This window comes from Streptomyces sp. NPDC097619 (assembly GCF_040302735.1).
GTDB lineage: Bacteria > Actinomycetota > Actinomycetes > Streptomycetales > Streptomycetaceae > Streptomyces.
In genome coordinates this window covers 1-10,420 of sequence record NZ_JBEOSD010000219.1, presented here as the reverse complement: position 1 = coordinate 10,420, position 10,420 = coordinate 1, and the positions used below count along the sequence as shown (strand labels likewise).

At 71.9% G+C, this 10,420-nt stretch carries 8 protein-coding genes; 5 read left to right on the top strand and 3 right to left on the bottom strand.

Features of this window, described 5'->3' with window-relative positions:
* Nucleotides 1–150: 150 nt before the first annotated feature.
* The gene (locus tag ABTZ17_RS34200; protein WP_352199703.1) at nt 151–585 is read right to left on the bottom strand and encodes a DUF3052 domain-containing protein; all 435 of its coding nucleotides are present in this window, start codon (nt 583–585) and stop codon (nt 151–153) included.
* Nucleotides 586–1,031: 446 nt separating this feature from the next.
* Between ABTZ17_RS34200 and aceE the strand changes: the two genes are divergently transcribed.
* Both aceE and ABTZ17_RS34190 read left to right on the top strand, forming a co-directional pair.
* The gene (gene aceE / locus ABTZ17_RS34195) at nt 1,032–3,779 is read left to right on the top strand and encodes a pyruvate dehydrogenase (acetyl-transferring), homodimeric type (RefSeq protein ID WP_352199702.1); all 2,748 of its coding nucleotides are present in this window, start codon (nt 1,032–1,034) and stop codon (nt 3,777–3,779) included.
* A 325-nt stretch (nt 3,780–4,104) separates the two neighbouring features.
* On the top strand, nt 4,105–4,893 hold the full coding sequence (locus ABTZ17_RS34190; RefSeq protein ID WP_352199701.1) for a potassium channel family protein: 789 nt from the start codon (nt 4,105–4,107) through the stop codon (nt 4,891–4,893).
* Here the strand turns inward: ABTZ17_RS34190 and ABTZ17_RS34185 are convergent.
* Together ABTZ17_RS34185 and ABTZ17_RS34180 are read right to left on the bottom strand one after the other, a co-directional pair.
* Nucleotides 4,874–5,323 carry a peptidase inhibitor family I36 protein gene (locus tag ABTZ17_RS34185; RefSeq protein ID WP_352199700.1) on the bottom strand — a complete coding sequence of 150 codons (450 nt, stop codon included), beginning with the start codon at nt 5,321–5,323 and terminating at the stop codon, nt 4,874–4,876. The two genes, ABTZ17_RS34190 and ABTZ17_RS34185, sit on opposite strands and share 20 nt — an antisense overlap.
* A gap of 250 nt (nt 5,324–5,573) precedes the next feature.
* Nucleotides 5,574–7,184, bottom strand: coding sequence for an MFS transporter (locus ABTZ17_RS34180; protein ID WP_352199699.1), 1,611 nt, complete (start codon nt 7,182–7,184; stop codon nt 5,574–5,576).
* 118 nt (nt 7,185–7,302) lie between these two features.
* Between ABTZ17_RS34180 and ABTZ17_RS34175 the strand changes: the two genes are divergently transcribed.
* From ABTZ17_RS34175 to ABTZ17_RS34165, 3 genes are all read left to right on the top strand, one after another.
* On the top strand, nt 7,303–7,980 hold the full coding sequence (locus ABTZ17_RS34175) for a TetR/AcrR family transcriptional regulator (protein WP_352199698.1): 678 nt from the start codon (nt 7,303–7,305) through the stop codon (nt 7,978–7,980).
* A gap of 229 nt (nt 7,981–8,209) precedes the next feature.
* The gene (locus ABTZ17_RS34170; RefSeq protein ID WP_352199704.1) at nt 8,210–9,349 is read left to right on the top strand and encodes an alpha/beta hydrolase; all 1,140 of its coding nucleotides are present in this window, start codon (nt 8,210–8,212) and stop codon (nt 9,347–9,349) included.
* Nucleotides 9,350–9,415: 66 nt separating this feature from the next.
* Complete coding sequence (locus ABTZ17_RS34165) at nt 9,416–10,303, top strand: DUF4429 domain-containing protein (protein WP_352199697.1); 888 nt, start codon at nt 9,416–9,418, stop codon at nt 10,301–10,303.
* Nucleotides 10,304–10,420: the final 117 nt, after the last annotated feature.

Below are 10,420 nucleotides of genomic sequence, written 5' to 3'. Positions count from 1 at the left end.
GTCCGATCAGGGTGGCGGTCAGCTCGTCGTCGTCGAGCGGCACGTCCGGATCGGGGGCGGTGCGGGTCTGGGGGTTCCGGACGCCGGTTCACGGGGTGCCGGGCCGCGGTTCCCGGGGGTCCGGGGGCCGCGACGGGGGCACCGGGTGGATCAGCGCTTGCCCGACTTGGCCGCCTTCGGCGTCACGAGCTTGTTCGCCGTCCAGTCCTTGCCGACGCTGACCGGCTTGCTCGTCGAGAGGCCCGCGGTGGTGGCCGCCTCGTTGATGTCGCTGGGGATCACGTGCCCGGACCGACCGGTCTTGGGCGTCATGAGCAGGATCACCGCGTTGTCCTCGACGAACTCGGTGGCGTCCACCAGCGCGTCCGTCAGGTCTCCGTCTTCCTCCCGGAACCAGAGGAGCACGGCGTCGGCGACGTCGTCGTAGTCCTCGTCGACGAGATCGCTGCCGATCTGCTCCTCGATGCCCTCGCGGAACTCCTGATCGGCGTCTTCGTCGAAACCGATCTCCTGGACCACCTGGTCGGACTTGAAGCCCAGCCGTTCGGCCAGGTTGGTCTCCGCGTGGTCCGCGGTCGCGCTCACGGGGTGCCTCCTGCTCATGTTCGGTGATGTCTTCGGCTGCGCGCGCACGCGCAGCATTGGGCGTAGTCCACACGGGCGCGGCGGATCGCGCAAGTAGCCCGACGACCGACACCGTCCAAACGGTGACGATTGCGGCCGTCTCGCCGCAACTCCTGGCACTCCGGTGGTGCCCGGTGGTGATTCATGCCACACATCGGGGCCCGCCGGGCGGGGATCCAGGACTTTCCTACCTGTTTGAGGGACGAACGACCTTACGGGGTTCGTAAACCTCTGGGGCGTAAGGTTGCGATCTGTCCGGACCGTCCCGCCTTGACCCGTCCCTCCAGCCCGCTTTACCGCGATGTTCCAGCGGTTACCTCGCGGTAAAGGTGACGATCGGAGCGCAGCGGTACACGATGGGAGGCGGTGTGACCCATGGCACGACTCCCCCGACACGAAGGAACAGCGTGGCTTCCGCATCCGATCGCAACCCGATCATCATTGGCGGCCTCCCCAGCCAGGTCCCGGATTTCGATCCGGAGGAGACCCGCGAATGGCTCGACTCCCTGGACGCCGCCGTCGACGAGCGGGGCCGCGAGCGGGCCCGCTACCTGATGTTGAGGCTGATCGAGCGGGCCCGTGAGAAGCGCGTGGCCGTGCCCGAGATGCGCAGCACGGACTACGTGAACACGATCGCCACGAAGGACGAGCCCTTCTTCCCGGGCAACGAGGAGATCGAGCGGAAGGTCCTCAACGCCACCCGTTGGAACGCGGCCGTGATGGTCTCGCGGGCCCAGCGTCCGGGGATCGGGGTCGGCGGCCACATCGCGACCTTCGCCTCCTCCGCCTCCCTCTACGACGTGGGCTTCAACCACTTCTTCCGGGGCAAGGACGAGGGCGACGGCGGCGACCAGATCTTCTTCCAGGGTCACGCCTCCCCCGGCATCTACGCCCGCGCCTACCTCCTGGACCGGCTCTCCGAGCAGCAGCTCGACGCGTTCCGGCAGGAGAAGTCCAAGGCGCCGTACGGCCTTTCGAGCTACCCGCACCCGCGGTTGATGCCGGACTTCTGGGAGTTCCCGACGGTGTCGATGGGCCTCGGCCCGCTCGGCGCGATCTACCAGGCCCGCATGAACCGGTACATGGAGGCGCGCGGTCTCGCGGACACTTCCAAGTCCCACGTTTGGGCGTATCTCGGCGACGGTGAGATGGACGAGCCGGAGTCGCTGGGCCAGCTGTCCCTGGCGGCCCGGGAGGGCCTGGACAACCTCACCTTCGTGGTCAACTGCAACCTGCAGCGCCTGGACGGCCCGGTGCGCGGCAACGGCAAGATCATCCAGGAGTTGGAGTCCCAGTTCCGCGGTGCGGGCTGGAACGTCATCAAGCTCATCTGGGACCGCTCCTGGGACCCGCTGCTCGCGCAGGACCGCGACGGTCTGCTCGTCAACCGCATGAACTCCACCCCGGACGGCCAGTTCCAGACCTACGCCACCGAGACCGGCGGCTACATCCGGGACCACTTCTTCGGTGACGACCAGCGGCTGCGCGCGATGGTCGAGAACATGAGCGACGACCAGATCCTGCACCTGGGGCGTGGCGGCCACGACCACAAGAAGATCTACGCGGCCTACGCGGCGGCCAAGGCCCACAAGGGCCAGCCGACGGTCATCCTGGCCAAGACGATCAAGGGGTGGACCCTCGGCCCGAACTTCGAGGGCCGCAACGCCACGCACCAGATGAAGAAGCTGACGGTCGACGACCTGAAGCGCTTCCGCGACCGCCTGCACATCCCGATCACGGACGCGCAGTTGGAGAGCGGCGCCCCGCCGTACTACCACCCGGGCCGCAACTCGCCCGAGATTCAGTACATGCACGACCAGCGCAGCGCGCACGGCGGTTACGTGCCGACCCGGGTGGTGCGGGCGAAGCCGCTGCAGCTGCCGGAGGACAAGACCTACGCCGCCGCCAAGAAGGGTTCGGGCCAGCAGTCCATCGCCACCACGATGGCCTTCGTCCGCATCCTCAAGGACCTGATGCGGGACAAGGAGATCGGCAAGCGGTTCGTGCTGATCGCCCCGGACGAGTACCGGACCTTCGGCATGGACGCGTTCTTCCCGAGCGCCAAGATCTACAACCCGCTGGGCCAGCAGTACGAGGCGGTCGACCGCGACCTGCTGCTCGCGTACAAGGAGTCGCCGACCGGGCAGATGCTGCACGACGGCATCTCCGAGGCGGGCTGCACGGCCTCGCTGATCGCGGCGGGTTCGGCGTACGCCACGCACGGCGAGCCGCTGATCCCGGTGTACGTCTTCTACTCCATGTTCGGTTTCCAGCGGACCGGCGACCAGTTCTGGCAGATGGCCGACCAGCTCTCGCGCGGATTCGTCCTGGGCGCGACGGCCGGACGCACCACCCTGACCGGTGAGGGCCTCCAGCACGCGGACGGCCACTCCCAGCTGCTGGCCTCCACGAACCCGGGCTGCGTGGCCTACGACCCGGCGTACGGGTACGAGATCGCGTACATCGTCCAGGACGGTCTGCGCCGCATGTACGGGGCCACGGCGGACGGCAAGCCGGGCGAGGACGTCTTCTACTACCTGACCGTCTACAACGAGCCGATCCAGCACCCGGCGGAGCCGGCGGGCGTGGACGTGGACGGCATCCTCAAGGGCATCCACAAGGTGTCCGCCGGGGAGTCGGGCACGGTGCCGGCGCAGATCATGGCCTCCGGCGTGGCGGTCCCGTGGGCCCTGGAGGCCCAGCGGATCCTCGCCTCGGAGTGGAACGTTCGCGCGGACGTGTGGTCGGCGACCTCCTGGAACGAGCTGCGCCGCGAGGCCGTGGACGTCGAGGAGCACAACCTGCTGCACCCGGAGGAGGAGCAGCGCGTCCCGTACGTGACGCGCAAGCTGAGCGGGGCCGAGGGCCCGTTCGTGGCGGTCTCGGACTGGATGCGTTCGGTCCCGGACCAGATCTCCCGCTGGGTGCCCGGCCGGTACACCTCGCTGGGCGCGGACGGCTTCGGCTTCGCCGACACCCGCGGCGCGGCGCGGCGCTACTTCCACATCGACGCCCAGTCGATCGTGCTGGCGGTGCTGACCGAGCTGGCCAAGGACGGGAAGGTGGACCGTTCCGTGCTGAAGCAGGCCGTCGACCGCTACCAGCTGCTGGACGTGGCGGCGGCGGACCCGGGGGCGGCGGGCGGCGACGCCTAGGGTTCCCGTGGGGGCGGGGGTTCCGGGCTGCGGCCCGGGGCCCCCGTCGCCGTTTCCTGAGCCTGGCCCGGGGCCGGACCAGTGCCCGGGGGCTGTTCCCGTTGTCGGTCGACTCTCCGCCGGTGGGGGTGCTCGCGCAGTTCCCCGCGCCCCTGGGTGGGTGGACGGTGCGGGGTGGAGTTCGGGTGCCGGACCTGGGTGGGTGGGGGTGCATGGTCGAGTTCGGGTGCCGGCGCGGGGTGGGTGCTCACGCCGTTCCCCGCGGCCCTGGGTGGGGCTCCCGAGGGGGGTCGGGCGGGTTTATGGGGGCTTTACGATGCTGGGCATGAAGGACGTGTCCTGGCAGGTGCGGTGGGAGCGGCGGAGCCAAACTCCGCTGTTGGTGCTCGCCGTGGCCTTCGCCCTCGCGTACGCCGTGCCCATCGTGGCCCCCGACGCGAGCCCCGTCGTACAGCGGGCCTGCCTGGTGACCGAGTGGGTGGTGTGGGGCGCCTTCGCCACGGACTACCTGGTGCGGCTGGCCCTGTCGGGGAACCGGCGGGTCTTCGTCCGGACGCACTGGCTCGACCTGTGCGCCGTGCTGCTGCCGATGATCCAGCCGCTGCGGCTGTTGCGGCTGGTCTCCACCCTGCTGCTCGTGGGCCGGCGGGCCCGGATGGCCCCGCAGATCAAGCTGACCACCTACGTGGCGGGCGCGGTGGTGGGGCTGTTGATGTTCGGCTCGCTGGCCGTGCTCAGCGTGGAGCGGGACGCCCCGGACGGCAACATCCGCAACCTCGGCGACGCGGTGTGGTGGTCGTTCACCACCATGACCACGGTCGGCTACGGGGACCACGCCCCGACCACGGGGCTGGGCCGGGTGCTGGCGGTGGGGTTGATGCTGTCCGGGATCGCCCTGCTCGGTCTGGTGACGGCGAACATCGCGGCCTGGTTCATCTCCCGGTTCGAGCGGGACGACGAGGAGGAGCGGCTGCGGACGGCGGCGATCGAGGCGCTGACCGTCGAGGTGCGGCAGCTGCGCGCGGAGGTGGCCCGGCTGTCCGGGGGCGCCCCCTCCGCGCTCCCGGAGCAGCCGTCGCCGGTGGCGCCCGGGGTCAGTTCTCCCAGACCTTGAAGGCGCGTACCTGGTAGGGCGACTGGGGCAACCAGACCCCGTCGCCCGGGTAGGTCTGGAACTCGCCGGTCTCGGCGCAGACCGCCGACTGGTAGGTGGTGACGGGCCGACCGGTGCGGTTGGCGAGGGACTGGGCGGTGCGGCCCGCGGGCAGCGCGACGCAGCTGTCCACGTCCGTGCCGCTGAGTTCGTGGACCTGTCGGGTGCCGGTGAACTCTGGCTTGGCCCAGAGGCAGAGCTGGCCGGTGGCGCACGGGCCCGGCGGGGCGGCGCGACGACCCGGCGGGCCGGCCGGGGCGCCGGCGGCGGCCGGGTGGGCCACGGCCGTGGTCGTGGTGCCCGCGGGGGCGGCGGTGGCCGTGGGCAGGCCGGTGGTGAGGGCCGTCAGGCCGAGGAGGGTCGCGGCGAGGGCCGTGGTGCGGACGCGCATGGTCTTTCCTTCCCGGATGCGCCCGTACGGGTGGCCCGGCGGGCCACGGGTCCGTCGGGAGCTCCGATGACACCCACGCTGACCTGCGGTGACGCCCGGAGGGAAGGGGCTCCGGGCGGATCCATCCTGATAGGCGACAGCCCCCCCGGGTGGGGCCCGGCGGGGCTGTGGCGGGTACGGGGTTGACGCCCCCGCGGCACGCGGGCGGCGCCTCGGCGGGGCCTCGGGCCCCGGTGCCGCCGCGGGGGACTCAGATGTGACCGCCCGCACCGGCCGCGGCGTCGGCGTTGGCGCCGCGCCGGGTGAAGCAGGCCACGACGGCGGCGAGGACGGCCACCACACCCGAAACGGTGAAGGCCAGGCTCATGCCGGAGACGAAGGTCTCGTGGGCGACCTTCTCGATGGCCGCGACCACCTGCTCGGGGGCGCCCGGCGGAACCGGGGCCATGCCGACCTGGACCCCCTTCTCGGCGAGGTCGAGCTGCTCGGGGGCGAGCGGGGGCAGCTCGGCCGCGGCCCAGTCGTCGGCGAAGGAGTCGCTGACCTTGCCCGCCATGACGGCGCCGAGCACGGCCGTGCCGAGGCTGCCGCCGACCTGCATGGCGGCCTGCTGGAGGCCGCCGGCGACGCCGGACAGTTCCAGCGGGGCGTTGCCGACGATGACCTCGGTGGCGCCGACCATGACGGGGGCCAGGCCCACGCCCAGCAGGGCGAACCACAGGGACATGGTCAGGGTGCCGGTGCCGGGGGTGAGCTGGGCCATCCCGAAGCAGGCCACGGCGGTGGCGACCATGCCGACCACCAGCGGGATCCGGGGGCCGACCTTGGTGATGGCCGCGCCGGCGAGCGGGGAGCCGATGATCATCATGCCGGTGAGCGGCAGCAGGTGCATGCCGCTGTCCACGGGGCTCATGCCGTGGACGTTCTGCAGGTAGAAGGTGACGAAGAAGAGGCCGCCCATGAAGGAGAAGGCCATCAGCACCATCAGCACGGTGCCCGCGGACAGCGGCAGCGAGCGGAACATGCCCAGCGGGATGAGGGGTTCGGAGACCCTGGTCTCCCAGAAGGCGAACAGGACGAAGCAGACGACCGCGCCGCCGAGGAAGAGCACGGTGCGGGTGCTCCCCCAGCCCCATTCGGCGGCCTTGATCAGCGACCAGACCAGCAGGAACATCGCGCCGGAGAGCAGCACGATGCCGGGGACGTCGAAGGAGCGCGGGGCGTTCTCGGCGCGGTGGTCGCGCAGGATCACCAGGCCGAAGCCGAGGGCGAGCGCGCCGACGGGCACGTTGATGAAGAACACCGACTGCCAGCTGACGTGCTCGACGAGCAGGCCGCCGACGATCGGGCCGGCGGCGGTGGAGGCGCCGATGACCATGCCCCAGATGCCGATGGCCATGTTCAGCTTCTCGGCGGGGAAGGTGGCGCGCAGCAGTCCGAGGGCGGCGGGCATCAGGAGGGCCCCGAAGAGGCCCTGGGCCACGCGGAAGCCGATCACGAGCTCCACGCTGCCGGAGAGGCCGATGGCCGCCGAGGACAGGGCGAAGCCGGCGATGCCGATGAGGAAGGTCTGGCGGTGTCCGAAGCGGTCGCCGAGCTTGCCGGCGGTGATCAGGGAGACGGCCAGGGCGAGCAGGTAGCCGTTGGTGATCCACTGGACTTCGGCGAGCGTGGCCCCGAGGTCCTGCTGGATGGCGGGGTTGGCCACGGCGACGATCGTGCCGTCGAGGGTGACCACCATGACGCCGACCGCGACGGCGACCAGGGTCAGCCACGGGTGGCCGCGCAGTCCGGCGGCCGGTGGGTGAGGACCGGGAGACTTCGAGGTCGCGTGGTCCGCGACGGTCGTCTGACTAGTCATGGAAAAAGGTTAGTGACAGCGACTGACATTTCTCAAACGGACCAATCAGACAGAAGCTGTCAACCCGCTCGCCGGTAAGGTGAGCCCGCTCACGGCGGGAGAGAGGACGGCACTGGTGATGACCGAGGAGCGGCCTGCGGTGCCGCGCCCCGCGGCGACGGGTCTGCGCGAACGCAAGAAGCGGCGCACCCGGGACGCCCTGCTGCGCGCCGCGCTGACGCTGTTCACGTCCCAGGGGTACGAGCGGACCACGGTGGACGAGATCACCGAGGCCGTGGACGTCTCCCAGCGCACCTTCTTCCGCTACTTCGCGAACAAGGAAGAGGCCGCCTTCGCCGTGCAGGACCTGGTGGAGTCGCACTTCGTGGCCGCGCTGCGGGACCGCCCGGCCGCCGAGGACCCCTTCACCGCGCTGCGCGCCGCGGTCCTGACCGCCTGGGACACCATCGAGGAGGCGATCTCCGAGGTGATCCCGGTGGACCTGCACATGCGGGCCTACCAGATGATCGAGTCCACCCCCGCCCTGCTCGCCGTCCACCTGCGCCGCTCCACGGAGTTGGAGGAGCAGATCTCCCGGCTGGTGGCCGAACGCGAGGGCCTGGACGTGGACGCCGACCCCCGGCCCCGGGTGGCCGTCGCCGCCTTCTCCGGGGTCATGCGCGTGACCGGACGCCTCTGGGGACAGGGGGCCGACCCGAGCGTCGAGGCCATCCGCCGGATGACCGAGGAGTACCTCGACCACCTCGCCCCGGCCCTCGCCGGGGACTGGCGGACACCTGACCGGCGCGTACCGTGACGGCCCGTTCGGGCGAAGCTCCGAAACCGCGTCCGGAGAGCCCCCGGACCGGGTGAGCCTGGTCACCCGGCACCCCGGAGACCGCACGGCTCTCCTAGGGTGAACGGCAGTGAAATCCTCCGGCTTGGCGCTCTTCCCGGACCCCGCTGACCACGGGAGTCCCCCGCAGCCCCCCGCACCTCCGCCCGCCGCCTGGCGCGTCCTCATCGCGCTCGCGGTGGTCTTCGTCATGCTCGCCACCACCGGCTGGACGGCCCTGCACCGACCCGCCGACGACGGCTCCCCGCTCGCGGTGGCCCTCACGGCCTGGGCGCGCGGCGGCATCGACGGCAAGCGGCTGCCCGCGGCGGACTCCCCGCCCGAGGTGATCGGTCGCTTCTTCTCCCACCTCGACCCCGGCGCCCGCACCCGGCTCGTGCAGCGGTACCCGCTGGTCGTCGGGAACCTCGACGGGGCCCCGACCGAGCTGCGCTACCGCGCCAACCGCCGGGCCATGGCCCAGTCCCACTCCGTGGAGACGCACCGGGCCGGGGACTACCGACTGGCCCCCGTCGACCGGGAGAACGCCCTCCGGCGCGCCCACCGGCTGCGCTCCCTGCTCACCGGCGAACGCCGGATCCTCGCCTTCGACCCCACCGGCTCGGGGCTGGTCGCCGAGGTCTTCGGCGACCTGGACACGGCCGACCGGGTCTCGGTGATCGTGCCCGGGGCCGACACCGACCTCCTCACCTTCGAACGGACCGCGCGCCGCTACACCGCCCCCGTGGGCATGGCGGAATCCCTCCTGGAGGCCGAGAAGGCCGCCGCACCGGGACTGCGCACCGCCGTGATCGCCTGGGCCGGCTACACCACCCCCGACGGGGTCGGCATGGACGCCGCCACCGGGCGACTGGCCGTGAACGGGGCCCGCCGGCTCGGCGCCCTCATCGGCGCCCTGCCCGGCCACGGACCGGTGGCGCTGTTCTGCCACAGCTACGGATCGGTGGTGTGCGGAGTGGCCGCGCGCCGACTGCCGCCCCGGGTCACCGACCTGAGCGTGGCGGGCAGTCCGGGCATGCGGGCCGGCAGCGCGGCGGCCCTGCGCACCACGGCCCGGGTCTGGGCGGTCCGGGACTCCGGGGACTGGATCGCGGACGTGCCCTACCTGGAGTTCGGCGGGCTCGGCCACGGCGCGGACCCGGTGGACCCCGACTTCGGCTCCCGGGTGCTCGCGGCGGACGGCGCCCGCGGCCACACCGGCTATTTCACGCCAGGGACCCTTTCCCTGGACAACTTCGCCAAAATCGGAACCGGCTCGTTCGGTTCCGTGGTCTGCCGGGAAGGCGGATCGGACTGCCGCCGTGGAATTTCCGGCACGGAAGCGCACTGACACGCGTAGATACGGGAAAATATGCCCTGGCGCCAAGGGGGACGCCGGGTCGGGAGGCCATTTACGATGAGCCGCATGGGTGAAGAGCTGGCCGGAAATCATGCCGTGTGGGAGTTTCACTCGGATTCGGTGCTCGTCCGCTTCGAGCGGGGCATCCGCACACCACGCCTGTGGCAGGCGCTCGGACGCAGGCGCGTCCCGCACGAGGCGTTCGCCTCGGTGACCCTGACCCCGGGCAAGCGCGACACCGTCGTCCTGCGGGCCGAACCCCGGCCGGGCGCCGATCCGCTGATGGAAGCCGCCGCCGGACAGCTCCGCGAGGTGTGCGACCCGTACCGCCTGGTGCTGCCGGCCGACCGGGCCCCGGCCGCGGCCGGGTTCGCGGAGGCACTGCGGGGCGCGCTCGGACCGGAGGCCGCGGAGCCCGCCGGACGCTTCCTCGTGGACGCGCCGGAAGCCCCGCTCCAGTTCAAGGGGTACGACGCGAAGGCCGTGTTCGACGGGTCCACGGTCTCCCTGCGCTGGTCCCGCACCGGCGCCAGCTCCGTCAAGTGGAAGGCCGGGGACCAGTACTTCGACCTGGAGGAGCTGTGCGGGGTGCGGTGGCGCACCCCCGAGACCCCCGGCGGTCACCTGCGCCTGGTCAGCCGCGAGCACTCCGGGACGGGCGAGGACGGTCCGGTGGCTCCGGACCAGGACCCGGCCGCCGTGGTCTTCGGGCTCGGGTACGGCACCGTCCACGAGTCCCTGCCCTTCGCCGCCGCCGTGCTCGCCGCGGTCCGCGGGCGCGGCCCGGCCGTGCCGGTGGCGGCCGTCCCGGCGGCCCGACCCGAGCGGCGGGACCCGGCCGACATCGCCGAGCGGATCCGCCACCTCGGCGAACTGCACAGCGCGGGCCTGCTGACCGACGGCGAGTTCACCTCCAAGAAGGCCGAACTCCTCGCCGAACTCTGATCCCGCCCGGCCCCGGTCCGCGGCCGGGCGGGGGGCCCGACGACCGTGCGCCCGGCCCGGAGCGGCTCTCGCCAGCCGGGCGCCCCACAGACCACGCGGGGCAGCGAGGTCGCGCAC